The following is a 25,111-nucleotide window of genomic DNA, read 5'->3' on the forward strand; positions in this document are numbered from 1 at the left end:
GCTGGTCAGCCCGGCGGCGCGATGTCCAGATCACGAACATCGCCGCACATGCCGGCCTATCCTGTGAGGCTCCTCCCAGAACCCGCGCGGTCAGGGTATCCGCTTGAACGCGGGATATTGATCGGATCACGACGGGATAATATGATCCCGCGTTATGAAAATAGACAGCGAACACCTGGAGATTCTGGCCGTCATCGTCGAAAAGGGCGGCCTGACCGAAGGCGCCGAGGCGCTTGGCAAATCGCAACCCTCGGTCTCGCGCAGCATGGCGCTGCTGGAACAGCGCATCGGGATCCCGCTGTTCGAACCGGGACGCCGCCCGTTGCGCCCGACCGAACTGGGCCATAGCCTTGCGCGCATCGGCACGCGGATCCGCAATGCCAACCAGGAAGCCAGCCTGTTGATCCGCAGGTTCCAGCAAGGTCAGGCGGGGCGGCTGCGGGTGGGGGGATCGCCGATCTTCATGGATGGCGTGGTGTCGACCATGATCGCCGAATTCCAGACCCGCTATGGCGATATCCAGATCGAACAGAGCTATGGCTATCTGGACACGCTGGCCCAGGGGCTGCGCAACGGCTCGCTCGACATGGCCATCCTGCCGCTGCACACCAGCCAGGTGCCGCCCGAAATGACCTTTGTGCCCTTGCTGGCGGGGCACAATGTGATCGCGTGCCGCGCAACCCATCCGCTGACCCGGCGCAAGGGGATCACGCTGGCCGATATCGACAGCTTCACCTGGATCGCGCCCCCCACCGACAGCCCGCTGTTCCGCGACCTGCAACGCGCGATAAAATCCATCGGGGGCGAGGATTTCCGCGTCAGCTTTTCCGGCGGTTCTCTGGCGTCGATCCTGTCGGTCCTGACCGGATCGGATGCGCTGACGGTGCTGCCCTATTCGGTGGTGTTCCTGGCGCGGCGCACGATGCAACTGGACGTGCTGCCGCTGCGCATTGAACATCCCGACCGCCAACTGGGCCTGATGACGGCCACAGACCGGCCCCCCAAGGCCAATCTCAAGCCGTTCGTCGCGTTTCTGACCAGTGAGTTCCATCGGCTCCAGAACCGGATTGACCATGACCTGCAAGTGGCGCGGCGGCGGGGCTGACGGCTATTTCATCGCGATATAGGTCACGGGATCCATGGTCAGAAAGCGCACGGCCGTATGCAGGCCCGCCGCCTCCTGCACCATCGCGCGCAACTCTGCGCCGACCGCGCGCAGCACCTCGGGCGTGCGGGCATTGCCGGGCAACAGCATCAGCTCGGCATTGACCGGCGGCTGATCGGCCATTCCCGCCACCGGGATCACCGCCAACTGGCACGCGGCCTGCGGAATGCCCAGACGGTCGCTCAGCATGTCGCGCAAGGATGGCAGCGCGGCGCGCAGGGCCTCGCGCGCGGCAGGGCAATGCGTGTCATCGACAAAGAACTTGACGTTCGGCATCTCACCCTCTGACCAGCACGAAATCAAACGGCGAGCACCAGGCGGTATCGGCCCCGTCCAGCCGCTCATAAGGGGCGATCAGCGATTGCTTGACCCCGAACACCGCATCCGATGCCAGATAATCGTCGCCCCCCACGAACGTATGCGTCACCAGCCTTTGATACCCCGGCGCCGTAACCAGATAATGCATATGCGCCGGACGATAGGGATGCCGGCCAAGATGGCCCAGCATCTGCCCCACCGGGCCGTCATCGGGGATGGGATAGCTGACCGGCTTGATCCCGCGGAACGCATAACGGCCATCCGGCCCGGTGAAGAACCGCCCCCGGTTGTTCCACTTTGGCTGAATGCCGGGTTGCTGGACGTCATAATAGCCATCGGCATTGTCGGACCAGACATCGACGCAGGCGCCCTCGATCGGGGCGCCGTCCAGATCCAGCACGCGGCCTTCGAACAGGCAACTCTCGCCCTTGCCGTCCAGCGATATGGTCTCGCCCATCTGGCGGATCGGCGCATCGGCAACGTGGAACGGACCAAAGACGGTGTTTTCGGTTGCCCCTTCGGGGCGGCGGTTGTTGATGGCATCGACCAGCATCGACATACCCAGAACATCCGACAGCAGAATGAATTCCTGCCGCTCGCCCGAACACATCTGGCCGGTTCGGGTCAGAAAACCGATGCCATACTCCCATTCCTCCTGCGTCAGGTTCACCTCGACGGCGAATGCGTGCAGGTGCTTGACCAGACCTGTCATGACCTCGCGCAGGCGGGGGTCGGTGCTCTCGCCCATGCGCGCGTTCACGGTGTCAACGGAATTGGCTTCGGTGAAATAGCTCATGGTCGCATCCATCGTATTGCAGGGAGGAAGGCCCCGGCCCGCCACGGGCCGGGACATTCGCAGTCAGGACGTCAGAGGGCCGTGGGCACCGTCATTTCCTGGTTTCGACCAGATCATAGAATTGCCAGGTCCGGTCGCTCCAGACGCCGCCGATTTCGCGGCCCGCAGCGGTCACGATCGACGGTGCGATGGTGAAATGGTTCACCGCCACCATCATGTCGCGGAACACCCGCTGAATGGTTCCCGCGCGCAGGCCCGCCCCGCCCGCCGCACGATAGGCAAAGTTGCAGGCCGCCTCGCCCGCCTCGTGGATTTCCGATTTGGCCAGATGCACCATGGTGATCTGGCGGGTCGATACGGCCTCGCCCCGTTCGCAGGTCGCCTCGATATCGCCCCAGACCTCCATGACAAAGGCACGGGCGGCCCGGACGCGGGCCTCGGCACGGCCATAGTCGAACCAGAACTTCTCGCTTTCGCCCAGCAACCCGGCGCGGCCCGATTTGGTGCGCGCAAAGGCGGCGATCTCGTCCAGCATCCGGCGCGCGGCACCCATGGCCCAGCCGGTATGCCCAAAGGCCGCCAACCCGATGACGCCCAGACCGAACAGCTCTTTCAGGCGCTGGGGTTCGGCGGTGGCGATGGGAAAGGACATGTCTTCGGGGATGAACAGATCTTCGGCGGCATAGTCGATGGACCCTGTGCCCTTCAGCCCCAGCACATCCCAGTTGCCCAGGGGCTTGTGCTCGGGGATCGGCGCATGGACGCACAGGATCAACGGGCCGCCCGTCTTGGGATCCATTGCCGGTTTGCCGGTGCCGTCATCGACAAAGCAGGCGCTGTGCGAATAGGTGGCATGGCTGAATCCCGACCCATAGCTCCAGCGGCCCGACAGGCGGTATCCGCCCTCGACCTTCTTTGCCATGCCAAGCGGCGCGCCCTGCCCGGAAAATCGCTGGTCGATGCCGGTGTTGTACAGACGCGACGTGGCGCTGTCGGGCAGAAAGGCGGCCGACATGGCGCCGATAGCGGCGTGCACCATCGACACCCACCCGGCCGAACCAGAATACCAGGTGATCGCCTCGACCAGTTCCAGCGCGGCACGGGGCGGCAACTGCATTCCGCCCAACGCCTCGGGCACCAGGACATGCGACATGCGCAAGGGTTCCAGCGCCTTGAAACTTTCGGGCGTCAGCTCTCCGGCGGCATCATCGGCATCGGCGTTCTTTTCCAGCAGGGGGCCGATCTCGGCAATGCGCTTGAGCAGGTCGCGGTGATCGGATGTCTGGCCCCAGTACGAATGGCGCAGCGGCTTGTTCATGATGTCTCCTCCTCGGGAAAGGCGTCAGGCGGCGAGGAAATCGCCGATGGCGGTCATGGTCTCGGGGCGTTCCTGGGCCAGCAGGTGGCCGGCCCCCTCGACCAGATGCAGCCGTGCATCGGGCAGCGCCGCGACCCACAGCGGCGCCTGCGCGGCAGGCAGCAGCCGGTCCTCGGTGCCCCAGACGACCAGCGCGGGATTGGTGATGCGCGCCAGAAACCGGCGCAGGTTGGGGTGGCCCATCCCGTGATGCGCGCACAGACGCCCGACCATGTCCCCCTCGCGTCCGCGGGCGGCGCCAAACGCCTCGGCGGCGGCCGGATCGCTGCCATCGGGGAAATAGCGCAGCGCCACCGCCACATCATGGGCCAGATAGCCAGGCAGATCCTGCGGGGCGATGGCGCCCAGATCGGCCGCCGGATGCGCCGGATCGTTCAGCCCCGCAGGCGCCATCAGCACCACCTTGTCAAAGCGGTCGCGGGCAATGGCCGCCAGTTCGGTGGCCATCCAGCCGCCCATGGAAAACCCGATCAGATGGGGCTTTTCCGCCAGATCCAGCGCATCCAGCAGGTTCAGATAATGGACCAGCATGTCGCGCATGTCGGCGACATGGGGCGCATCGCCGGAATGGCCCATGCCGGGATGGCTGGGACACAGCACGCGAAAGCGGTCTGCCAGCCCGGCGGCAAAATCGAACCCCTCCAGCGTGGCGGCGCCATGCAGAAAGATCACCGGCTTGCCCGTGCCGATCGCCTTCACAACCGTCTGCACGCCGCCGATGTCGTAGGTCAACGTTTCGAAATCCACCGCCATGTCATCCTCCTTTGCCGGGGCCTTGCCCTGTGGGCCAGCCTGCCGCCGTGTCCCGCCTGAATGTTCCCATGCCGGGACCGCCGATGACATGCACATGCCCTCGTCCCGGCCCCGGACAGGGGCCAGAGTGCGGATCAAACCTGGAAAACATCCGCGCCCGGCTCCTCTCCGGTCGCGCTACGGGTCCACTATCGGGGGTGTTGCGCGGACAAGTCAAATGCGCAAACTCCGGTTCTATATAGCGATGCGTTATGTTTTCCAGCCCAGGGCACGGCAGTATCGCCTGCAAGCCGCCATATGGCCCGGATCAACGCGAGGTCTCCTCTCCGACGCCCGGCCCATGCAGCCAGCGGCGCACGGGAAACAACTGCACCCCGGTCCGATCCGAGATCAGGCCCCACAGCCCGCGCGGCGCAAACAGCATGACGACAATGGCAATGACCCCAAGCGTCAGCAGATACCAACTGCCATAATCCGCCAGCAGCGACCGCAGGGCAAAGAACACCAGCACGCCCAGGATGGGCCCTTCGATGGTGCCGATCCCGCCGATCACCACGATGAAGATGACATAGGCCGTCCAGTCCGTCAGCGCGAAGGCAGCATCGGGCGAGATGCGCGCGGTTTGCAGGAAGATCAGCGCGCCCGTTACCCCCGTCGCGGCAGAGGCCAGCAGGAACACTGCCCATTTCATCCGCCGCACATCGACACCGACCGAGCGCGCCGCCTCGATATTGTCGCGCACCGCGATCAGCCCCAGCCCCAGCCGGTTGCGCAACAGCCAGTAGATACCGCCGATCACCGCCACCGCCAGCATCAATGCCAGCCAATAGGCCAGGATGTCGCGCGCCGCCGCCGCCCGCACCCCGAACAGCGCCCCGATCCAGTCCAGCACCTTCATGCCGCTGGTCGCATCGCGGGGCAGCGATGTGCCGGTGCCACCGCCCAGGGCCTTCCACTGGGCGATGGACAGCCGCGCCACCTCGGCCATCACCCAGGTGCCGATGGCGAAATAGGCACCATGCAGGCGAAAGGCAAAGAACGCCATCGGCACCGCCAGCACCAGCGCCGCCAGCCCGCCCAGCAGCAGCGCCAGCAGCGGGTCCATGCCCGCCAGGATCACCCCGCCGAACAGCGCATAGGCGCCGATGCCGACAAAGGCCTGCTGCCCCACAGAGACCAGCCCGCCATAGCCCGCCAGCAGGTTCCAAAGCTGCGCCAGCGTCAGCATCGTCAGGATGTAGAACAGGTCCTGGATCAGCTTGCGCGAGGCAAAGGCAGGCAGCACCAGCCCCAGCACGATCAGCGCCAGCGCCAGCCCCCCCGTCACAAGGCCGGCACGGGTCAGGGTTGTCATGCGCCAATGCGTCGGTGTCATCTGCCCTGCCCTAGTCGTTGGCGCGCGGAAACAGCCCGCGCGGCCGAATCAGCAACACCGCCAGAAAGGCGATATGCCCGGCAAGGATTTGCCATTCCGGGTTGAGGGCCGCGCCCGTCGTCTGGGCGACCCCGAGGATCACCCCGCCGATCAGCGTGCCCCACAGGCTGCCCAGACCGCCGATGATCACGGCCTGAAACGCATAGATCAGCCGCGCCGGGCCAATGGCCGGATCGAAATTCGCCCGCGTTCCCAGATACAGCGCGGCAATCGTCACCACCACCATCGCCAGCCCGGTGGCCAGGGCAAAGATCCGCCTCGGGTCGATCCCCATCAGCCCTGCCGTCACCGGATCGTCAGAGGTGGCGCGGAACGCCCGGCCCAGCGGCGTGGCATAGATGATGCGGTTCAGCACCAGGATCACCGCCACCGCCGACCCAAAGGTCAACAGCGGCATCACGCCCAGGTTCAGCGGCCCGACCGCGACCGAGGCTCCTTCGAGCGCGGGGTTGGGAATACGGCGGCTGTCGGCGGAAAATCCTTCGAGCAGCGCGTTCTGAAGCGCAATGGACAGGCCGAACGTCACCAGCAGCGGCGGCAGGATATCGGGGCCAAGCACCCGGTTCAGCACCCAGCGTTGCAGCATCCAGCCCAGGCCGAACATCACCGGCGCCGCCACCAGCACCGCCAGCCAGGGCGACAGGCCCAGCAGGGTGACGACCAGCAGGATCAGATAGGCCGCCAGCACGATCAGATCGCCATGCGCCAGATTGACCAGCCGCATGATGCCGAACACAAGACTGAGGCCAGTGGCGAACAGCGCATACAGCCCGCCCAGCAGGATCCCCTGGGCAATCGTATCCAGCCAGATCATGCGTGACCTCCGAAATAGGCATCATGAATCGCCGCCCGGCTCAGATCGCCGGGGCGTCCGGTCAGGGTGACGCGCCCTTCCATCAGGCAATAGACCCGATCGGCCACCGTCAGCGCCTGGGTGATGTCCTGCTCGACCACCACCACCGCAGCGCCTGTCGCGCGGATGCGTGGCAGGGCGGCATAGATGTCGCGGATCACCACGGGCGCCAGGCCCAGGCTGATTTCGTCGCACAGCAGCAGGTCGGGGTTCGACATCAGCGCCCGTCCGATGGCAACCATCTGCTGCTGGCCACCTGACAGGGCGGTTCCGGGGCTGGCGCGCCGCTCGCGCAGGATGGGGAACAGTTCATAGACGCTTTCCAGCGCCCAGGGGCCGGTTCCTCGGCGCATCTGTGCACCGATCAGCAGGTTTTCTTCGACGGAAAGCGAGGGAAACAGCCGCCGTCCCTCGGGCACCATGGCAATACCGCGCTGCATGACCTGCGGTGCGGGCAGATGGCCGATGGGCACGCCCCGATGCAGGACCATGTCGGGCGCGCTGCGCAGCACACCGGAAATGGCGCGCATCAGCGTGGATTTTCCGGCCCCGTTCGCCCCGATGATCGCCACGCATTCACCGGGTTCCACGGCAATATCCACACCGAACAGCGCCTTGAAACGGTCATATCCGGCGTGAAGTCCGCAGGTCTGCAACAGCATCAGATGTCGATCCCCAGATAGATCTCGCGCACCTCGCGCGAGGCCATGATCTCCTCCGGCGCGCCCACGCCGATCAACCGGCCGAAATCCAGCACCGCCAGCCTCTCGACCACCGAATTGAGCGCGTGCAGCACATGCTCGATCCAGATGATCGTGGTGCCGCCTGCGTGAATCTCGCGGATGGTGTCCACCAGACTGCGGCATTCGGCCTCGGTCAGGCCCCCGGCGATCTCATCCAGCAACAGCAGCTCTGGCGCCGTCGCCATCGCGCGGGCCAGTTCCAGCCGCTTGCGGTCCAGCAGGCTCAGGCTTCCGGCCAGCCGGTTGGCCCTGGGCAACATTCCGGTGCGGCGCAGGATTTCGGCGCAATCCTGCGCCATCTGGTCGCGCGGCGCCCCTGCCCCGCCAAAGCTGGCCGCCGTCAGCAGATTTTCGAACACCGTCAGCCCCTCGAACGGCTGGGGGATCTGAAAACTGCGCCCAACCCCCATGCGGACCCGCGCCATGGCAGGCAGGCCCGTCACATCACGGCCCAGAAAGCCGATACGCCCGGCATCGGGCAGGACATTGCCGGTGATCAGGTTGAACAGCGTCGATTTGCCCGCGCCATTCGGGCCGATGATCCCCAGCGCCTGCCCGCGCGGCACCTGCAAGCTGACCGCATCAGTCACCTTGAGCGCCCCGTAGGATTTGGACACCGACTCAAGCTCCAGGATCATCGCGCGCTCCCCTCTGGCTGGATCATCGGGGGCGGTCGCCGGGGCCGCCCCCGGCGCTCAGGCCAAAGCCTCCATCGTGCCGCCTGCGGGGATCGCCGGAGCGGTCTGGTTATCGACAATCACCAGATCGAATCCGCCATCTGCCTGGCGGCGCCACTGCCCACCGACCAGCGGGGTCTTGCACACGTTCTGCGCGGCAAACGGCGGCACGCCCGCGCCATCCCAGGCGATGCGGCCGACCATGGTGTCCAGGCGGGTCGCGGCAATCGCCGCAGCCACCTTGTCGGCATCTTCGGGCGCATCGACGCGGCCCATCACATCGGCCGCAATCTCGAACAAGGAATGGATGAAACCGATGGGCTGGGTCCAGGGGCGCCCGGTTTCGCGGGTGAAATCCTCGGCCAGCGCACGGGCGTCCTGCCCGGTCAACGAGGAGGCGAACGGGTGATTGGGCGACCACCAGACCTCGGACGACAGGTTGTGCCCGGCCTCGCCCAGGGTTTCCACCGACTGCGGGAACAGCAGCGCCTTGGCCACTGTCACCGCCTTGGGGCGGAACCCCTGCTGGCGCGACTGGTTCCAGAAGGTGGTAAAGTCCGGCGGAATGACCACGCCGGTGACGATCTGAGCATCGGCAGCACGGAAGGCATTGATCTGGGCGGTGAAATCATCGCTGAGATTCTGATAGCGGCCCGGATCGGACAGGGTGAACCCCGCCGCCGCCAGACCGGGGCGCAGGCCATTGTCGGGGTCGCCCCAGGCATTGCCATCGGCATCGTTGGGAAACAGCCCGCCGACCTGTCGGTTGGTGCCCAGTTGTGCCCACATGTTGGTGAACACCGCGATCACATCTTCCAGCCCCCAGAAATAGTGGAACGCAAAGTCAAAGGGGCGCCAACTTTCGGGGTTGCCGGGGTTGCCCTGCTGGCCGATGAACCAGGGCTGCCAGGGCGCCTTGGTGGAAATACAGGGCACGCCCTCGGCCTCGCAGGTGGTGGCGACCGGATTGGTGTTCTCGGGCGTCGAGGCGACAAGCATCAGGTCGATGCCGTCCGAAATGATCAGATCCTTGGCCACCTCGGCTGCGCGCGTCGGGTTGGACTGGCTGTCCTTGACGATGACGTCAAAGTTCCGCCCGGCATCGGTCGCCAGAAACCGCGCGATATTGTAGGCATCGCTTTCGGCAAACCCCGCCAGCGGCCCGGTCTGCGGCGAGACATAGCCCAGCCTGATCTTGCGCCCCTGTGCAAGGGCTGGCGCCGCAAGCCCCGAAGCTGCAAGCGAAACACCGGCGGCCGAAGTCCCTAGAAAACTGCGTCTGGTCAGCATGGTCGTCCTCCCTTGGATGGTTCAACTGCCAGGGCGGCGCCCCTCCCAGGCGGCCTGCAGCAGATGGCGGATCCCGGCCTGATCAAAGGGTCGGGGGTTCGGATAGCGGTTTTTCACCGCCAGCGCGGCGGCGCGGTCCAGATCGGCCTCGGTCAGGCCCAGATCCTTCAGGCTTTCGGGGGCAGAGACGCGGCGCGCAAAATCCCACAGGCCGCCCCCCGCCGACCCGCCGCCAAAGGCATCGGCAATCGGGGCCAGCGCCTCTGGCACGGCATCTTCATTGAAGGCCGTGGTATAGGGCAACAGAATGGAATGCGTTTCGGCATGGGGTGTGTTGAACGACCCGCCCAGCACATGCGCCAGCTTGTGGTGCAGCGCCATCGAGACATGGCCAAGCGCGGTCGAACAGCACCAGGCGGCATACAGCGCCAGACCACGCGCCTGTGCATCCTGCGGATCGGCGATCAGGCGCGGCAGCGCCGTGGCGAACCGTGCCATGGCATCGCGGCACATCAACTCTATCACCGGGTTGCGATCGGGGGCATAGAACGCCTCCATCGCATGGGCGATGGCGTTCATCGCCGATGTCACCGTCAACCCCACCGGCAGGGTCAGCGTCAGGTCCACATCATAGATCACCGTTTCAGGCCGGATATCGGGGGACCGGCGCGTGGTCTTTTCGCCGTTCGCGGTCTCGCCCAGGATGTCTGTCATCTCGGAACCGGCGTAAGACGTGGGGATCACCAGTTGATCTGCGCCGGTCCGCACCGCTATGGCCTTGCCAAGCCCGGTCGTGGACCCGCCGCCCAGGCTGATCACCGCCGTGGCGCCGCTGTCGCGATAGGCGGCCAGGGCCGAGTCCGTCACCTCGACCGGGGTGTGCATCGCCGCCCCGGCGAATACCGCTGCGGCCCGCGCGCCCAGGCTGTCGGCCAGCCGCCGCGCATCGGCTTCCTGCTGCGGGGTGGACAGGACCAGCGCGCGGTCATGCCCCATACGGTCCAGTTCCGCGCCCGCTTGCGACAGGGTTCCGCGCCCAAAGACGACCCTGGTGGTCAGGCCGGGAAAAACGAAGGACTCTTTCATCGTGCCGCCTCCAGCGCGGGTGCGTGGCCAGCCACCAGATCGGCCAGCATGGCGCGCAGCATGGCGATTTCGGCCACAGCCACCTCGTGGCCCCGACCGGGGAACAGATCGGCCCGCAGCGCCCCCCCGCGCCGTCCCAGCGCCAGCGCCGCCTCGGCCCAGGCCCCGACGGGGATCCAGGGGTCATCGTCGCCGCCGGTCAGATAGACCGGCAAGCCCTGCGGGGCGCGGTCGGGCCGCACACAGGCGGCGGTGCCCACACGACAGCCCGTCAACAGGGCCGCTGCGGCAGGCGGCGGATCCCCCCGGCACAGATATTCCAGCGCCAGACAGGCGCCTTGCGAAAACCCCGCAAGCAGAAGGGGCCGGCCGGGATAGTCGGCACGGATCGCCGCCACCTCGGCCGACAGATGATCCAGCGCGGCGGACAACTGCGCGCGGGTCGGATCGTCCAGCGGATCGACGGCCCTTGCGTCATACCACGACCCGCGCGGCGCGCGGGGCAGATGAAAGGCCACATGCGCCGCGCCCAGCCGGTCCACCACATCGGTTTCCATCATCTCGGGCGACTGGCCACGGCCATGCACGAAGACGCACAGCGCCCGCACATCGCCCCCGCGCGCCCCGCAACGCAACGCCCCCGGCATGGCCATCAGGTGAAATCCGCCGCTTCCAGGCCTTCGCGCAATTCCGCCTCGCGGTCCTTGAACCACGGCGGAAACACCAGCGTCTTGCCGATCTGGCCCGGCGGTTCGTCCTTGGCCCAGCCTTCGGGCGTGGTCCAGGCCAGTTCGAACAGCGCCCCGCCAGGGCTGCGGACATAGCAGGATTTGAAGTAGTTGCGGTCCTTCTGTTCGGAAATATCGGTAAAGCCCAGGCCCTCGATATGGGCGCGCAGTGCCAGCTGGCTGTCCTCGTCGCCGGTGTTCAGCGCAAGATGGTGAATGGTGCCGCCGGACAGCGTCCAGGTGCCCTGCGGACTGCTGCGGTCGTCGATCACCTCGACCCGCTGGATCACGCCCGAGGCATCGGGCACGCGATAGACGGTCCCTTCGTGCGAGTCGGCCTCCTTGCTCAGCGGCAGGGCGATGGTCATGAAATCGTCCATCGCCGTGCGATCGAAACAGGCGACCAGCGCGCCGTAGATGCCTTTGATTCCATGCGCGGCACCAATGCCCTGACCGGCATTCACGATCGGCGCGCGCGGGTCGCTGTCGCTTTCGACCAGTTCATGCGGAATGCCACAGGGATGGGCAAAGGCCACCCGATCAGCCCCGAAGCGGGTAATCTTCTGCGCGGCGATACCGCGCGCGTTCAGCCGGTCCACCCAGAAATCGGCCGCGCCCATCGGTATCGCCTGCATGATCGTGCGCGACTGGTTGGTCCCGCGCCGCCCGTAGACACCAGGCTTGCGGAACGGAAATGTGGTGATGATCGTCGAGGCATCCCCGTCGGGCGAGCCATAATACAGGTGATACACCGGGATCACCCCGTCGAACAGCACCGTACGCTTGACCGAATGCAGGCCCAGCGTCTTGGTGTAAAAATCGAAATCCTCCTGCGCACCATCGGTGGACATCGTCAGATGATGGTAGCCGTTGATCCTGGACATGGCGTGCCCCTCCCCGAGCTGTCGGCCGCACAGCCGCATCCGGCAAAGCTGGCCGGGCATGTCGCGGGCTGTGGGCTATCAAAGCCCTCGATCACCGAAGGCCCCCTCCGGGCGGGAGTATGTCGCGCTGCGGATGAATGTGGGATGAGTTGTGCGCCGATAAAAATATCTTAAAGGTATATAATTCTCGTGCGACCCTGCCGCAGACCAGCGCACCCAACCGCTGGCGCCGGTCCCGCCGCCTCGCCGTTGCGCGGCATCCGGCAGCACCGTGCCGGGGCGCCGGGCGTTGGTTCAGCCCCGCGCATCCTCCAGGATCATCCGTGCGGCCTTTTCCGCGATCATCAGGGTGGGCGCGTTGGTATTGCCGCTGGTGATCGTCGGCATGACAGAGGCATCGGCCACCCGCAGCCGCCCCAGCGCACGGAACCGCAAGCGCGGATCGACGACCGAACCGGGATCGGCCCCCATCCGGCAGGTGCCTACGGGATGAAAGATGGTGGTCCCGATGTCGCCCGCCGCGCGCACCAGATCGGCCTCGGTCTCGTAGGTCGGGCCGGGGCGGTATTCCTCGGGGTGGAACCGGGCAAAGGCGGGTTGCGTGGCAATCTGCCGGGTCAGGCGAATGGACCGGGCCGCAACCTGCCGATCCGCCTCGGTCGCCAGATAGTTGGGCCGAATGGCGGGATGCTGGCGGAAATCGGCGGTTTTCACATGCACAGATCCCCGGCTGTCGGGCCGCAGGTTACACACGCTGGCGGTGATGGCGGGAAAGGGATGAACCGGGTCGCCGAATTTGTCCAGGCTGACCGGCTGGACATGGTATTCCAGATCCGCCGTCGCCTTTTCGGGGCCAGAACGGGTAAAGATGCCCAACTGGCTGGGCGCCATGGCCATGGGACCAGAGCGGTTGACCAGATATTCCAGCCCGATCGCCGCCTTGCCCCACAGGCTGCTGGCCTTTTCGTTCAGCGTGGGCACGCCCGTCACCTTGTAGACCAGCCGCAGTTGCAGATGGTCTTGCAGGTTTTCGCCGACCCCCGGCACCTCGACCTGTGGGGCGATCCCGGCGGCCTGAAGCACCTCGCCCCGGCCAACCCCCGACAGTTCCAGCAATTGCGGAGATCCGATGGCCCCCGCCGCCAGTATGGTTTCGCGCGCCGCGCGCACCTCTTTGCGCTGGCCGTCGTGGTGATAGACCACGCCCTGCACCTCGCCGTCCTCGATGATCAGGCGTTCGGCATGGGCGCCGGTCAGCACCAGCAGATTGGCCCGCCCCTTGGCCGGGCGCAGGAACGCCTTGGCCGTGTTCCAGCGGATGCCCCGGCGCTGGTTGACCTCGAAATAGCCCACGCCTTCGTTGTCGCCACGGTTGAAATCGTCGTTGCGCGGGATTCCGGCCTGAATGGCCGCATCCCGAAACGCATCCAGCACATCCCAATGCAGACGTGCCTTTTCCACCCGCCATTCCCCGCCCGCGCCATGCTGGTCATCGGCGCCCAGATGGTAATCCTCTTGTGCGCGGAACAGCGGCAGCACCTCGTCCCAGCCCCAGCCGGTGCAGCCCATCTGGCGCCAACCGTCGAAATCCTGCGCCTGGCCACGCATGTAGATCATGCCGTTGATCGACGAACAGCCCCCCAGAACCCGCCCGCGCGGATACAGCAGATCGCGCCCGTTCAGGCCCGGTTCTGCCTCGGTGCGAAAGCCCCAGTCCGTGCGCGGATTGCCGATGCAATACAGGTAGCCGACGGGAATGTGGATCCAGTGGTAATTGTCGCGCCCGCCCGCCTCCAGCAGCAGCACGCGGTTGCGCGGATCGGCCGACAGCCGGTTGGCCAGCACACATCCCGCACTGCCCGCGCCGATGATCACATAATCGAACCCGTCCATCCCGTTCCCCCGCCCTGTCTGAACATGCCCATCGCCACCTTGCCGGGGCGTTGGCGGCAAGGTGCCGCGAACGCGGATCGGGCGCAAGGCGGCGCGGCCGATTGTTTTTGCGCCACCGTTGACCCAGACTGCGCAAGGGCGGCCCGCCCCCCGCCCGCCACCTATGCCAAACCGGCGGCACCCCGCCCCTTGCCAGAGGCCATCTGCGGATGTCATCTGGCCCGAACGGTTGCAGCCCATGGCACGAGGCCCCGATGCGTCAGGATACCCGCCTTTCCCGCCTGCTCCATGTTCTGCTGCACATGGCCCAGACCGAGGCGCCCATGACCTCGGAGCAGATCGCGCAGATGCTGGGCTCCAATGCCGTGGTGGTGCGGCGCATCATGGCCGGGCTGCGCAATGCGGGCTATGTCGCGGCAGAGCGTGGCCATGGCGGCGGCTGGCGTCTGGTGCGGCCCACCGACCAGATCACGCTGATGGATGTCTACCGCTCGCTGGATGAACCCGACCTGTTCGCCTTCGGCTTTTCCAACCCGGCGCCGCAATGTCTGGTGGAACAGGCGGTGAATGCCACGATCGAGACCACCGTATCCGAGGCGGCGGCAGCCTTGCGCCAACGGTTCGGTCAGATCCGGCTGTCCGACATCGAACAGGATGTCGAGCGGCGATGGCAGGTGCTCCGCGACCTGCGGTATTGACCAGGCGACCCTGACCGGGCGGGGCCGCCCTGCTGTCATGGCAGGCGATGCAGCCATGCCTCGGAGGAAAACTTCTCTTGCGCAAGGGTCTCGGCGCTGGTCCGTTCCTCGGGCGTCAGGGCACCGTCCTGCCCACCGTTCAACGCGATGAAGGTCGCCTTCATGCGCGCCATCACCTCGGCCCGTTCCAGCCCCGTCTGGCTGCGCACCGGATCCACCCGTTTGGCGGCGCTGGCGATGCCCTTGTCCGACAGCTTTTCCCGCCCGATGCGCAGCACCTGCATCATCTTGTCGGCATCCATGTCATAGGCCATCGTGACATGGTGCAGCACCGCCCCGCCGGCATAGCGTTTCTGGGCGGCACCACCGATCTTGCCCCTGGAACTGGCGATGTCGTTCAAGGGCTTGTAGACCGCATCAATCCCCATGTCGTTCAGCGCCTGCAACGCCCAGGCGTCCAGAAACGCATAGGACGCGCCAAAATCCATGTCGGCCACCAGATCGGCAGGCGCGTATAGCGACCAGGTGATCGTCGATCCCGGCTCAACGAACATCGCCCCGCCTCCGGTGACCCGCCGCACCACCTGCACCCCCAGACGGGCGCAGGCCGCCAGATCGACCTCGTTCTGCACCGACTGGAAATTGCCGATGATGATGGCGGGGCGGTCCCATTGCCAGAACCGCAGGGTCGGGCCACGGCGGCCCGCCGCCACCTCGCGCGCAAGAACCTCGTCCAGCGCAAGATGCATCGCAGGCGACTGGATGCCGTCCAGCAGGGTCCATTCGTAGTCGCGCCAGCCGCGCGCCGTGCCAAGCGCGCGGCGCACCGCAATGGCGACGGCCTCGGGCGAGAATCCCATCAGCATCGCATCGGGACGCAGGCCCCGGCGGATCGCGGCGGCCATTCCGGCGGCGTCGGTCGTCGCCTCCAGCCCCTCCAGCGCGGCGATGATGTCACCCAGCGCCTCGTCAGGCTCAAGAAAGAAATCGCCCGAAATCCGCACATTGGCCAGCCGCCCGTCGCGCAGATCCAGATTCGCCACCACCAGCTTGCCCCCGATGACCTTGTATTCGCCGTGCATCGCCCGCCCCCTGCCTTGTCGCCCATGACCATCACCATGAAGCTTGCTGCCACATCGGGCCACAAATCGAAAGCCGGTCCGCCCGACAGGCGGCGCCAACCCGCCACGCGGCGCGAAATCCCCCCGGCGGCACTGGACCCTGCCCGCCACGCCCCCATATATAAGGATATGTGGCTGGTAAATGTTTGGCCGATCTGTGGTTTGAGGGGTAGACGCCGCGCATGATGGCCGGAATGACTGTTGCCGACTCCGCCGGGCCCGACCTTGTTGCCTGCCCGACCTGCGATGCGTTGCATCGTGTCGGGTCGGTTCCGTTGGGTGCGCGTGGCCGGTGCAGCCGCTGCGGAACGGTGCTGGCGGCGCCACGTGCCGGGGCGATGACTCGCATCGTGATGCTGGCCGCAACATCGCTGGTGCTGATGGTGGCGGCCGTGTTCTTTCCGTTCCTGGAAATCAGCGCCGGGGGCATGACGCGCAAGAGCTCTGTCCTTGATGCCGCGCTGGCCTTTTCCGACGGGCTGACCCTGCCGCTGACCCTGGCTGTGGCCGCATTCATCATCGTCTTGCCAGCCTTGCGGCTGGGGCTGATCATCTACGCGCTGGCCCCCATGGCGCTGGGATGGCATCCCGCCCGGCGGGCCGTGCCCGCCTTTCGCCTGGCAGAGTCCTTGCGGCCCTGGGCCATGGCCGAGATCTTCGTGATCGGCGTGGCCGTCGCGCTGGTGAAGGTGGGGGGACTTGCAACGCTGCACTTCGGCGTTGCCTTCTGGGCCTTTGTCCTGCTGGTGCTGGTCAATGTGCTGAATGACAACTTCATGTGCAGGCTCACGATATGGCGCACGCTGGAACAACGCAGCCGGTCCTGACCGCGCGCGGCGCGGGCTTGCGGGGGTGCCGCACCTGCGGCAAGGCCAATCCGGCCGAGGCAGCGCAATGCCTGCGCTGTGGCAGCGCCCTGCTGCCCGAACCGGGCTTGCAGGCAGTCTGGGCCTGGTTGTTCGCCGGAATGGTCGTCTACATTCCCGCCAACGTCTATCCCATGCTGCGCACGCTGACGATGGGACGGATGCAGGACAGCACCATTGTCGGCGGCGCGGTGGAACTGGCCCGCCACGGTTCGTGGGGTGTCGCGCTGATCGTCATTCTGGCCAGCGTGGTGATTCCGGTCGCAAAGTTCGGCATCATCGCCTATCTGGCGCTGGCAGTGCGCAATCGCTGGCCGATGCGGGGCAACAGCCGGCATCACCTGTACGAGATCGTCGAATTCGTCGGTCGCTGGTCGATGATCGACGTGTTTGTCGTCGCCATCCTGTCGGCGCTGGTGAAATTCAGCCTCGTCGCGACGATCGCGCCGGGGATCGCTGCGGTCAGCTTTGCCTTGTCGGTGATCTTCACCATGCTGGCCGCCCAAAGTTTCGACCCGCGCCTGATCTGGCGCTCTACGGATAGCAAGACCGCATGACCCAGCCGCCCGACATGGACATCCAGCCCGCCCGCCGGTCTTTCTGGCGCAACCTGTCGCCGGTCTGGCTGGTGCCGGTGCTGGCCGTTGCCGTTTCGCTGGGCATCGCCTGGCGCAGCTTCAACGACCGGGGCGTGCTGGTCGAGATCACGTTCCAGAACGCCGCGGGCATTTCGCCGGGCGAAACGGCGGTGCGGCTGCGCGATGTGCCCATCGGCCATGTCGAACGGGTGGCCTTTTCGCCGGATCTGTCCGAGGTGATCGTCTTCACCCGCATCGACCGCACCGTGGCAGAGGTGATCCCGCCCGATGCCAGCTTCTGGGTGGTGCGCCCCGAGGTCAGCGCGCGGGGCATCACAGGGCTGACGACGGTTCTGTCCGGCGTCTATATCGAAGCCTCGTTCCTGCCCGGCACCGACGACAGCGCGCGCCGGTTCACCGGGCTGGAGACCGCCCCGCTGGTGGCACCGGGGCGCGAGGGCACCCGCATCACCCTGCGCGCGCCCGACGGCAACCGGCTGACGCCCGGCGCCCCTGTGCTGTATCGCGGCATCCAGGTCGGCCATATCGAACGCCCCCGCCTGATGGACGGGCTGGACGGAATTGTCGTCGATGCCTTTATCGAAGCGCCGCATGATCAGCGCCTGACCACCGCGACGCGGTTCTGGGACACCTCGGGGTTTTCGGTCTCGCTCGGGCCTTCGGGTGTGCGGCTGAGCGTGGGCAACCTGGCCTCGTTGCTGACGGGAGGGATCACCTTTGATACGATCACCTCGGGCGGGGCGCCTGTCGCGGCCGATATGGTCTTTGAACTCTACACCGATGAAAACGCCGCGCGCGAAGGGGCGGCGATTGGGGCTGCGGTGAACGCGCTGCGCGTATCGGCGGAATTCGACGGATCGGTCCAGGGGCTGAATGCCGGGGCGCAGGTCCGCTATCGCGGGGTGCGCGTGGGCGAGGTCACGTCGATCAGCCCCAGAGTGACGATCATCAACGACACCCCCAGCGTGCGGATGCAGGTTTCGCTGGCGCTGGATCCTGCGGCGATGGGGCTGGCCGACGATGCCGGCCCGGCAGAACTGGAACAGGTGTTGTCCGGTCTGGTGGCCGAGGGCCTGCGCGCGCAGCTTGCGCCTGCCTCGTTCTTTCGCACCTCGCTGGTGATCGAACTGGTAGAGCGGCCCGAAGCCCCCCCCGCCACATTGATGCAGCCCGAGAATGGTGTGCCCGTCATCCCGTCGCTGCCATCCGACATTCCCGATCTGACCGCCACGGCGCAGGGGATGCTGGGCCGGATCAACAGCCTGCCGATCGAGGATCTGCTGACGCAGGCCATTTCGCTGATGGCGACGGCCGAAACCCTGATCGGCTCTGACGAGACCCGCGCCGCGCCGGGCGCCGTGGTGGCGCTGATGGACGAGGCGCGCAAGCTGATCGGCAGCGCGGATACCCAGGCGCTGCCCGGCGACATCCGCAGCGCCGTTGCCGGGCTGAGCGGTGTGCTGGAGGCGTTGAACGAACAAAAGGCCGTGGACCGTCTGGTCGCCGCACTGACCGCCGCAGAGGAGGCGGCCGGTTCGGTCAGCACCTCTGTCGAGGATTTCCCGGCCATCGCCGAAGAACTGCGTGCCGTGGTGCAAAAGGCCGACGCCCTGGAGATCGAAGGACTGATTGCATCTGCCAACAAGGTGCTGGACAGCGCGGATCGCTTTATCAACGCCGATGGAACCCAATCGCTGCCCCCCGCCCTGACCGGCGCCCTGGGCGAGATCGAGGCGGCGCTGGCAGAGTTGCGCGCAGGCGGTGTGGTGCCGAACATCAACAGCACTCTGGCCTCTGCCAGCACCGCGGCAGAGGCCGTGGCCGAGGCCACCAAGGATTTGCCGCAACTGGCCGCCCGGTTGGACCGGCTGGTTGATCAGGCCGAGGCGCTGGTTGGCGCCTATGGTGCGCGCTCGCCGGTGAACGAGGAAATCCTGTCGGCCCTGCGCGAGGCACGGGCAACCGCGCGGGCCTTCTCGCAACTTGCGCGGGCGCTGGAACGCAACCCCAATTCGCTCTTGTTTGGACGGTGACATGATGACCCTGCTGCCAAAAGCCCTGACGCTGCCCCTGATCCTGACGCTTGCCGCTTGCAGCGGCGAGTCGACACGGTTCCTGATCGAGCCTGCCCCGACCGAGGCGCCGGTGCGCCTGCGGGTGTCCAGCATCGAGATGCGCGAGGTTGTCCTGCCCGCCTATGCCGCCGACAGCCAGATCCTGGCCGAAGGGGCCGATGGCGGCCTGCGCCCGGTCAAGGGGGCGGAATGGGCGGATGGGTCGGCCCAGGCGGTGACGGCGCAACTGGCCCGCAGCCTCGATCTGCGCAGCACGGCCAGCGTGGCCGCCGAACCCTGGCCCCTGACCGAACCCGCCGATGTCCGCCTGGAGGTGCGCATCGACCGCATGGTTGCGCGGGCGGATGGCCGGTTCCAGCTTTCGGGGCAATATGCCCTTGCCTCGCCGGACCGCAAGATCCGCGACAGCCTGACCCGGTTCGACCTTTCGGCCCCGTTGGCCGACGAGGCGCCGGGCGCCATCGCGGCGGCCTATGCGCAAACCCTGGATCAGCTGGGCCGGCGCATCATCGCCACCTTGCAGGGCCGCTAAGACTGCCATCCGGGCCGCCGATGCGGCGGCCCTAGCCCGACATGGGCGGAGTGGCCGGGATCGCCGGGGCCTCCATCATATCGGCAACCTGGGCAAAGGCCGACAGGATGCCCGCCCGCACCGCCTCGTCCAGCGCCATGAAGGCGTCCTGGAACTGACGCCCGGACGGAACCGGCACCGCGCGCAGGGCACGGGCGCCTGCCTCGGTCAACGTCGTATGCACCACGCGCCGGTCCAGTGCCGAACGTTCGCGGCGGATCATGCCCTTGGCCTCCAGCTTGTCCAGAATCCCCACCACGGTGGGCGGGCTGAGATGCGCCGCCGCCGCAATGGCGCGGCTGTGCGCGCCTGCGCCCAGCGATTGCACGCAGGACAGCACCGAGACCTGCGGCAATGTCAGACCGAATTCCCGGTCGATCCGGCGCGAATGCACCTCGGTCGCATGGGCAATGCGGCGCAGCGAATGCTGCAAGCCCAGAAGTTCCATCGCATCGGTCGTGGTCAATTCCCGCCTCATAGGTTGAATACTAAACGTTAGAACACTAATTAGTGCGCATCAAATGAATTTCATGGAGGTTCGGCACCGACAATGTGCGGCATTTGCGGAGAAATCACTTTTGACGGCAGTCAGGCCAGCGCGGCCCGGATCGAGACCATGGCCGATGCCATGGCGCCCCGTGGCCCGGACGGGTCGGGCGTCGCGGTCTTTGGCCGCGTCGGGCTTGGGCATCGTCGGCTGAAGATCATCGACCTGTCCGATGCCGCGCGCCAGCCCTTTGTCGATCCGGCAACCGGGCTGAGCATTGCGTTCAACGGCTGTATCTACAACTACCCCGAGCTTCGGGCCGAGTTGGAGGCCAAGGGCCACCGCTTTGCCTCGACCGGGGATACAGAGGTCATCCTGAAGGCCTGGGCGGAATGGGGCGAGGAGACGCCCGCGCGGCTGTTCGGCATGTTCGCCTTTGCGCTGCACGACCGTGACAGCGGCACCGTCTGGCTGGTGCGCGACCGTTTCGGGATCAAGCCGCTCTATCTGGCCCAGACCGCCGGGCGGCTGCGCTTTGCCTCGACCCTGCCCGCGCTGGTGCGCTCGGGCGGTGTGGATACCAGCATCGACCGCGTGGCGCTGCACCATTACCTGAGTTGGCACGCCGTGGTGCCTGCCCCCCGCACGATCCTGCAAGGGGTGCGCAAGCTGCCCGCCGCCACGATCCGCCGTATCGCCGCCGATGGCACACAGACCGACCGCGTCTACTGGCGCCCCGACCACAGCCGCAGCGCCGAGGATCTGGCCCGCCCCGAGGCGGAATGGCAACAGATGCTGCTGGACGTCATGCGCCGTGCAGTCCGGCGCCGTATGGTGGCGGATGTGCCCGTGGGCGTGCTGTTGTCGGGTGGCGTGGACAGTTCGCTGATCACCGGGTTGCTGGCCGAGGAAGGGCAAAGCGATCTGGCCACCTATTCCATCGGCTTCGAGGCCGCCCATGGCGAAAGCGGCGACGAATTCCGCTGGTCCGACCTGATCGCCAAGCATTACGGCACCAACCATCACCGCATCTTCATTCCGTCCGAGGAAATGCGCGCCAACCTGCCCGCAACCATCGCGGCCATGTCGGAACCGATGGTGTCCTATGACAATGTCGGCTTTTACCTGTTGTCCCGCGAAGTGTCGAAGACCATCCGCGTGGTGCAATCGGGACAAGGGGCCGACGAAGTGTTCGGCGGCTATCACTGGTATCCGCCGATGGCGGGATCGAACGATCCGGTCAGCGACTATGCCGCCGCGTTCTTTGACCGCAGCCATGCCCGGATGGCGGAACATGTGGCCGCCGACTGGCTGTGCGACCGCGACGAAAGCCTGGAGTTCGTGCGCGCCCAGTTCGCCAGCCCCGGCGCGCAGGATCCGGTGGACAAGGCGCTGCGGATCGACACCAATGTCATGCTGGTGGACGATCCGGTGAAGCGGGTCGACAACATGACCATGGCCTGGGGTCTGGAGGCGCGGGTACCGTTCCTTGATCACGAGGTGGTGGAACTGGCCAACCGGATGCCTGCGGAGATCAAGCTGGCGCATGGTGGCAAGGGCATTCTCAAGGAAGCCTCGCGCCATGTGATCCCGCACGAGGTGATCGACCGGCCCAAGGGCTATTTCCCGGTGCCCGCGCTGAAATACATCGAAGGCCCCTATCTGGACATGGTGCGCGATGCGCTGACCTCGCAGGCCGCGCGCGAACGAGGGCTGTTCCGCAAGGACTATCTTGACCGGCTGTTCGCTGCCCCGGCGGACCATATCACCAAATTGCGCGGATCCGAACTGTGGCAGGTCGGGTTGCTGGAACTGTGGTTGCAAGAACAAGGGGTCTGACCCATGGCACGACAGAAGCTCTCCTCGGCGCATCGGTTGAAACGCATGAACGCCGAAAGCCTGTCGGCCCCGCAATCAAGGGAACAGCCCCGCGCGATGGTCGATTGCGGCTGGGGACGGCTGATCTTTGCCCAGACCTTCGAGTCGGATGCCGATCTGCCCGAGGTGCTGCGCGGCGAAAGCGCCGAAAGCCGCGACATCGCCTTTTACGTGCGCGACCCGCAGGTGGCCATCGCCCGCGCCCCGCAAGAGGTGTTCCTGGACCCCTCGCTGACCTGGCGGCTGGATCTGGCCACCTATCGCCCGGCCCGCCGGGCGCGGCGCGGCTTTCACGTGCGGCGCCTGACCAGCCGGACCGATGCGCAGGCGATCAACGCCATCTATGCCGAACATGCCATGGTGCCGGTGCCCGAAGACTATGTCTGGTCGCGCCGCGATGCCCGCACCGTCACCTTGCTGGTGGCCGAGGACGACCAGTCCGGCGAATTGATCGGCACGGTGATGGGGGTGGATCACGGACGGGCCTTTGACGACCCGGCGCGCGGTGCCTCGCTGTGGTCGCTGGCCGTCAGCGCGCGCACCGGGCACCCCGGCGTGGGCGAGGCGCTGGTGCGGCGACTGGCCGAACTGTTCCAGACCCGTGGCGCGGCCTATATGGATCTGTCGGTGCTGCATGACAACGCGCCTGCCTGTGCGCTGTATGAAAAGCTGGGCTTCCGGCGGATCAATGTCTTTACGCTCAAGCGGCGCAATGTGATCAACCAGCCGCTGTTCATCGGCGAATTGCCGGAGACGGCGCTGAACCCCTATGCCCGCATCATCGTCAACGAGGCGCGGCGGCGCGGCATCGGGATCGAGATCATCGACGCCGAAGGCGGCATCTTCCGGCTGACCCATGGCGGGCGGTCCGTCCTGTGCCGCGAGGCGCTGTCGGAACTGACCTCTGCCGTGGCGCTCTCGATCTGCGATGACAAGCGGGTGACACGCCGCGTGGTGGCGCGGGCTGGGCTGCGCCTGCCCGATGCGCTGAGCGAGGATAGCGCCATGGCCCGCCGCGCGTTTCTGGCGCAGCATGGCAGCCTTGTGGTGAAACCCGCGCGCGGCGAACAGGGCAAGGGCGTGGCCGTCGGCCTGACCGATCCCGACGCGGTCGAGGCGGCGGTCGAGGCGGCGCGCGCGCTGTGCCCCGAAGTGATCGTGGAAACCTGCTTTACCGGCACCGATCTGCGCCTTGTGGTGATCGGTGACGAGGTGGTGGCCGCCGCCATCCGCAAACCCGCCTGCGTGACCGGCGATGGCGTCACCCCGCTGCGCGCACTGGCCGAGGCGCAAAGCCGCCGCCGCGCCAGTGCCACCGGGGGCGAAAGCCGCATTCCGTTCGATGCCGAAACCGATCGCTGCATTGCCGATCAGGGGCTGGACTGGGACAGCATTCCCGACTCGGGGCGCGAGGTGGCATTGCGGAGAGCGGCCAATCTGCACACCGGCGGCACCATTGTCGATGTCACCGACCGCCTGCACCCGGTGCTGCGCGATGCGGCCCTGACGGCGGCCCGCGCCATCGGCATCCCTGTGACAGGCATAGATCTGATGGTCAAGGATCCCTCGCAGTCCGACTACGTGTTCATCGAGGCGAACGAACGCCCCGGTCTTGCCAATCACGAACCCCGCCCGACCGCAGAGCGTTTTGTCGATCTGCTGTTTCCCCTGACCGTGCCCGCAACCCGAAAGGACCGGCATGACACTGATGCCTGACCAAACCCTGCCCGAGATCGACGCCGACTATCTGCGCGACGAACTGGCTGCCCTGCTGGACATTCCCAGCCCGACCGGCCTGACCGATGGCGCCGTGGCCCATGTCTGTGGCGCGCTTCAGGCCATGGGGCTGGAGGTGGCGCTGACCCGGCTGGGCGCGATCCGTGCGCGGTTGCCCGGCGCCCAGGCCGAAGGGGCACGGGCCTGCGTCGGGCATCTGGACACGCTGGGCGCACAGGTCAAGGCGCTGAAACCCAACGGGCGGCTGGCGCTGGTGCCGGTGGGGCACTGGTCGGCCCGCTTTGCCGAAGGCGCCCGCGTGACCGTGATGGCAGAAACCACCCGCATCCGCGGCACGATCCTGCCACCGCTGGCCTCGGGCCATACCTTCGGCGACGAGGTGGACCGGGCGCCCATCGGGTGGGATCATGTCGAGTTGCGCATTGATGCCCGCGCCGAGACCGCCGCCGATCTGGAGGCGCTTGGCATTGCCATCGGCGATCATGTCGCCATCGACCCGCAGACCGAATTCATGGACAGCGGCTATATCGTCTCGCGCCATCTGGACGACAAGGCCGGGGTGGCCGCGATGCTGGCGGCGCTGAAATCGCTGGTGGCCAGCGGCCTGACGCCGCCGGTCGATTGCTGGTGGTTCTTCACCATCGCAGAGGAAGTGGGCCATGGCGCCGCGGGCGTGGTCCTGCCCGACATCGCCTCGCTGGTGGCGGTCGACAACGGGACGACGGCGCCGGGGCAGAATTCGCGCGAAACCGGCGTGACCATTGCCATGGCCGACCAGACCGGACCATTCGACTATCACCTGACCCGCAAGCTGGTGCAGTTGTGCCGCGCCGACGGCATCGACCATCAGAAGGACATTTTCCGCCACTACCGCTCTGACAGCGCCTCGGCGCTGGAGGCGGGGGCCGATGTGCGGACGGCCCTTGTCACCTTCGGCGTCGATGCCAGCCATGGATACGAGCGCATCCATATGGACGCGCTGACCTCGGTTGCGCGGCTGCTGGCGCTGTATGCGCTCAGCCCGGTCGAAATCGCGCAGGACGCACTTCCGTTGCACGATCCGCGAACCGGCGCCTGACC

24 protein-coding genes are annotated in these 25,111 nt (G+C 66.6%); 9 read left to right on the forward strand and 15 right to left on the reverse strand.

Annotation, left to right across the window (positions count from 1 at the left end):
• The first annotated feature begins 154 nt into the window (after positions 1-154).
• Positions 155-1,105, forward strand: coding sequence for a LysR family transcriptional regulator (locus BW970_RS04750; RefSeq protein ID WP_076529286.1), 951 nt, complete (start codon positions 155-157; stop codon positions 1,103-1,105).
• 3 nt (positions 1,106-1,108) lie between these two features.
• Here the strand turns inward: BW970_RS04750 and BW970_RS04755 are convergent, their stop codons facing one another.
• The 13 genes from BW970_RS04755 to BW970_RS04815 form a co-directional block, all read right to left on the reverse strand.
• Entirely contained in the window at positions 1,109-1,441 is a 333-nt protein-coding gene (locus tag BW970_RS04755) for a hypothetical protein (protein ID WP_076529287.1), read from the reverse strand.
• A gap of 1 nt (position 1,442) precedes the next feature.
• The gene (locus BW970_RS04760) at positions 1,443-2,279 is read right to left on the reverse strand and encodes an intradiol ring-cleavage dioxygenase (protein WP_076530112.1); all 837 of its coding nucleotides are present in this window, start codon (positions 2,277-2,279) and stop codon (positions 1,443-1,445) included.
• Positions 2,280-2,370: 91 nt separating this feature from the next.
• Positions 2,371-3,597 carry an acyl-CoA dehydrogenase family protein gene (locus BW970_RS04765; protein ID WP_076529288.1) on the reverse strand — a complete coding sequence of 409 codons (1,227 nt, stop codon included), beginning with the start codon at positions 3,595-3,597 and terminating at the stop codon, positions 2,371-2,373.
• Between the two features lie 24 nt (positions 3,598-3,621).
• Entirely contained in the window at positions 3,622-4,410 is a 789-nt protein-coding gene (locus tag BW970_RS04770; RefSeq protein WP_076529289.1) for an alpha/beta fold hydrolase, read from the reverse strand.
• Positions 4,411-4,717: 307 nt separating this feature from the next.
• Complete coding sequence (locus tag BW970_RS04775; RefSeq protein WP_076529290.1) at positions 4,718-5,785, reverse strand: branched-chain amino acid ABC transporter permease; 1,068 nt, start codon at positions 5,783-5,785, stop codon at positions 4,718-4,720.
• A 10-nt stretch (positions 5,786-5,795) separates the two neighbouring features.
• Complete coding sequence (locus BW970_RS04780) at positions 5,796-6,659, reverse strand: branched-chain amino acid ABC transporter permease (protein ID WP_076529291.1); 864 nt, start codon at positions 6,657-6,659, stop codon at positions 5,796-5,798.
• Positions 6,656-7,363, reverse strand: coding sequence for an ABC transporter ATP-binding protein (locus BW970_RS04785; RefSeq protein WP_076530114.1), 708 nt, complete (start codon positions 7,361-7,363; stop codon positions 6,656-6,658). The genes BW970_RS04780 and BW970_RS04785 overlap by 4 nt, the downstream gene beginning before the upstream one ends.
• Positions 7,360-8,079, reverse strand: coding sequence for an ABC transporter ATP-binding protein (locus BW970_RS04790; protein ID WP_076529292.1), 720 nt, complete (start codon positions 8,077-8,079; stop codon positions 7,360-7,362). Before BW970_RS04790 ends, BW970_RS04785 begins: the two co-directional genes overlap by 4 nt.
• Positions 8,080-8,136: 57 nt before the next feature.
• The gene (locus BW970_RS04795; protein WP_076529293.1) at positions 8,137-9,408 is read right to left on the reverse strand and encodes an ABC transporter substrate-binding protein; all 1,272 of its coding nucleotides are present in this window, start codon (positions 9,406-9,408) and stop codon (positions 8,137-8,139) included.
• 21 nt (positions 9,409-9,429) lie between these two features.
• Positions 9,430-10,494 (reverse strand): maleylacetate reductase, encoded by a 1,065-nt coding sequence (locus BW970_RS04800; RefSeq protein WP_076529294.1) that lies wholly within the window; start codon positions 10,492-10,494, stop codon positions 9,430-9,432.
• Entirely contained in the window at positions 10,491-11,147 is a 657-nt protein-coding gene (locus BW970_RS04805) for an alpha/beta hydrolase (protein WP_200799273.1), read from the reverse strand. Before BW970_RS04805 ends, BW970_RS04800 begins: the two co-directional genes overlap by 4 nt.
• Positions 11,147-12,106, reverse strand: a complete 960-nt coding sequence (locus BW970_RS04810) for a VOC family protein (protein WP_076529295.1) — start codon at positions 12,104-12,106, stop codon at positions 11,147-11,149. Before BW970_RS04810 ends, BW970_RS04805 begins: the two co-directional genes overlap by 1 nt.
• Positions 12,107-12,400: 294 nt before the next feature.
• On the reverse strand, positions 12,401-13,999 hold the full coding sequence (locus BW970_RS04815; protein ID WP_076529296.1) for a GMC family oxidoreductase: 1,599 nt from the start codon (positions 13,997-13,999) through the stop codon (positions 12,401-12,403).
• A 254-nt stretch (positions 14,000-14,253) separates the two neighbouring features.
• Between BW970_RS04815 and BW970_RS04820 the strand changes: the two genes are divergently transcribed.
• A complete protein-coding gene (locus BW970_RS04820) occupies positions 14,254-14,697 on the forward strand; it encodes an Rrf2 family transcriptional regulator (RefSeq protein ID WP_076529297.1) in 444 nt (147 codons plus the stop codon).
• Positions 14,698-14,732: 35 nt separating this feature from the next.
• Here BW970_RS04820 and BW970_RS04825 read toward each other — a convergent pair whose 3' ends face one another.
• The gene (locus BW970_RS04825; RefSeq protein ID WP_076529298.1) at positions 14,733-15,779 is read right to left on the reverse strand and encodes a lipoate-protein ligase LplAB; all 1,047 of its coding nucleotides are present in this window, start codon (positions 15,777-15,779) and stop codon (positions 14,733-14,735) included.
• Between the two features lie 233 nt (positions 15,780-16,012).
• Between BW970_RS04825 and BW970_RS04830 the strand changes: the two genes are divergently transcribed.
• From BW970_RS04830 to BW970_RS04845, 4 genes are read left to right on the forward strand one after another with little or no spacing between them, the layout of a single operon-like run.
• On the forward strand, positions 16,013-16,645 hold the full coding sequence (locus BW970_RS04830) for a paraquat-inducible protein A (protein WP_083701139.1): 633 nt from the start codon (positions 16,013-16,015) through the stop codon (positions 16,643-16,645).
• Complete coding sequence (locus tag BW970_RS04835) at positions 16,612-17,241, forward strand: paraquat-inducible protein A (RefSeq protein ID WP_076529299.1); 630 nt, start codon at positions 16,612-16,614, stop codon at positions 17,239-17,241. Before BW970_RS04830 ends, BW970_RS04835 begins: the two co-directional genes overlap by 34 nt.
• A complete protein-coding gene (locus BW970_RS04840) occupies positions 17,238-19,316 on the forward strand; it encodes an MlaD family protein (RefSeq protein ID WP_076529300.1) in 2,079 nt (692 codons plus the stop codon). The genes BW970_RS04835 and BW970_RS04840 overlap by 4 nt, the downstream gene beginning before the upstream one ends.
• A 1-nt stretch (position 19,317) precedes the next feature.
• Positions 19,318-19,890: a PqiC family protein gene (locus BW970_RS04845; RefSeq protein ID WP_076529301.1), complete on the forward strand. Its 573-nt coding sequence runs from the start codon at positions 19,318-19,320 to the stop codon at positions 19,888-19,890.
• Between the two features lie 31 nt (positions 19,891-19,921).
• Here the strand turns inward: BW970_RS04845 and BW970_RS04850 are convergent, their stop codons facing one another.
• A complete protein-coding gene (locus BW970_RS04850; RefSeq protein WP_159441419.1) occupies positions 19,922-20,395 on the reverse strand; it encodes a MarR family winged helix-turn-helix transcriptional regulator in 474 nt (157 codons plus the stop codon).
• 84 nt (positions 20,396-20,479) lie between these two features.
• Between BW970_RS04850 and BW970_RS04855 the strand changes: the two genes are divergently transcribed.
• From BW970_RS04855 to BW970_RS04865, 3 genes are read left to right on the forward strand one after another with little or no spacing between them, the layout of a single operon-like run.
• A complete protein-coding gene (locus BW970_RS04855; protein WP_076529303.1) occupies positions 20,480-22,255 on the forward strand; it encodes an N-acetylglutaminylglutamine amidotransferase in 1,776 nt (591 codons plus the stop codon).
• A gap of 3 nt (positions 22,256-22,258) precedes the next feature.
• Complete coding sequence (gene ngg, locus BW970_RS04860) at positions 22,259-24,010, forward strand: N-acetylglutaminylglutamine synthetase (RefSeq protein ID WP_076529304.1); 1,752 nt, start codon at positions 22,259-22,261, stop codon at positions 24,008-24,010.
• Positions 24,003-25,109, forward strand: coding sequence for an osmoprotectant NAGGN system M42 family peptidase (locus BW970_RS04865; RefSeq protein ID WP_076530120.1), 1,107 nt, complete (start codon positions 24,003-24,005; stop codon positions 25,107-25,109). Before ngg ends, BW970_RS04865 begins: the two co-directional genes overlap by 8 nt.
• Positions 25,110-25,111 lie beyond the last annotated feature (2 nt).

Origin of the sequence: Gemmobacter megaterium, from assembly GCF_900156815.1 — a bacterium.
Lineage (GTDB): Bacteria > Pseudomonadota > Alphaproteobacteria > Rhodobacterales > Rhodobacteraceae > Wagnerdoeblera > Wagnerdoeblera megaterium.

Excerpts from the sequence above, each read along its gene's own strand:
- BW970_RS04750 (WP_076529286.1), top strand. The coding sequence starts at position 155 with ATGAAAATAGACAGCGAACACCTGGAGATTCTGGCCGTCATCGTCGAA.
- BW970_RS04755 (WP_076529287.1), bottom strand. The coding sequence starts at position 1,441 with ATGCCGAACGTCAAGTTCTTTGTCGATGACACGCATTGCCCTGCCGCG.
- BW970_RS04760 (WP_076530112.1), bottom strand. The coding sequence starts at position 2,279 with ATGAGCTATTTCACCGAAGCCAATTCCGTTGACACCGTGAACGCGCGC.
- BW970_RS04765 (WP_076529288.1), bottom strand. The coding sequence starts at position 3,597 with ATGAACAAGCCGCTGCGCCATTCGTACTGGGGCCAGACATCCGATCAC.
- BW970_RS04770 (WP_076529289.1), bottom strand. The coding sequence starts at position 4,410 with ATGGCGGTGGATTTCGAAACGTTGACCTACGACATCGGCGGCGTGCAG.
- BW970_RS04775 (WP_076529290.1), bottom strand. The coding sequence starts at position 5,785 with ATGACACCGACGCATTGGCGCATGACAACCCTGACCCGTGCCGGCCTT.
- BW970_RS04780 (WP_076529291.1), bottom strand. The coding sequence starts at position 6,659 with ATGATCTGGCTGGATACGATTGCCCAGGGGATCCTGCTGGGCGGGCTG.
- BW970_RS04790 (WP_076529292.1), bottom strand. The coding sequence starts at position 8,079 with ATGATCCTGGAGCTTGAGTCGGTGTCCAAATCCTACGGGGCGCTCAAG.
- BW970_RS04795 (WP_076529293.1), bottom strand. The coding sequence starts at position 9,408 with ATGCTGACCAGACGCAGTTTTCTAGGGACTTCGGCCGCCGGTGTTTCG.
- BW970_RS04800 (WP_076529294.1), bottom strand. The coding sequence starts at position 10,494 with ATGAAAGAGTCCTTCGTTTTTCCCGGCCTGACCACCAGGGTCGTCTTT.
- BW970_RS04805 (WP_200799273.1), bottom strand. The coding sequence starts at position 11,147 with ATGGCCATGCCGGGGGCGTTGCGTTGCGGGGCGCGCGGGGGCGATGTG.
- BW970_RS04810 (WP_076529295.1), bottom strand. The coding sequence starts at position 12,106 with ATGTCCAGGATCAACGGCTACCATCATCTGACGATGTCCACCGATGGT.
- BW970_RS04815 (WP_076529296.1), bottom strand. The coding sequence starts at position 13,999 with ATGGACGGGTTCGATTATGTGATCATCGGCGCGGGCAGTGCGGGATGT.
- BW970_RS04820 (WP_076529297.1), top strand. The coding sequence starts at position 14,254 with ATGCGTCAGGATACCCGCCTTTCCCGCCTGCTCCATGTTCTGCTGCAC.
- BW970_RS04825 (WP_076529298.1), bottom strand. The coding sequence starts at position 15,779 with ATGCACGGCGAATACAAGGTCATCGGGGGCAAGCTGGTGGTGGCGAAT.
- BW970_RS04830 (WP_083701139.1), top strand. The coding sequence starts at position 16,013 with ATGACTGTTGCCGACTCCGCCGGGCCCGACCTTGTTGCCTGCCCGACC.
- BW970_RS04835 (WP_076529299.1), top strand. The coding sequence starts at position 16,612 with ATGGCGCACGCTGGAACAACGCAGCCGGTCCTGACCGCGCGCGGCGCG.
- BW970_RS04840 (WP_076529300.1), top strand. The coding sequence starts at position 17,238 with ATGACCCAGCCGCCCGACATGGACATCCAGCCCGCCCGCCGGTCTTTC.
- BW970_RS04845 (WP_076529301.1), top strand. The coding sequence starts at position 19,318 with ATGATGACCCTGCTGCCAAAAGCCCTGACGCTGCCCCTGATCCTGACG.
- BW970_RS04855 (WP_076529303.1), top strand. The coding sequence starts at position 20,480 with ATGTGCGGCATTTGCGGAGAAATCACTTTTGACGGCAGTCAGGCCAGC.
- ngg (WP_076529304.1), top strand. The coding sequence starts at position 22,259 with ATGGCACGACAGAAGCTCTCCTCGGCGCATCGGTTGAAACGCATGAAC.
- BW970_RS04865 (WP_076530120.1), top strand. The coding sequence starts at position 24,003 with ATGCCTGACCAAACCCTGCCCGAGATCGACGCCGACTATCTGCGCGAC.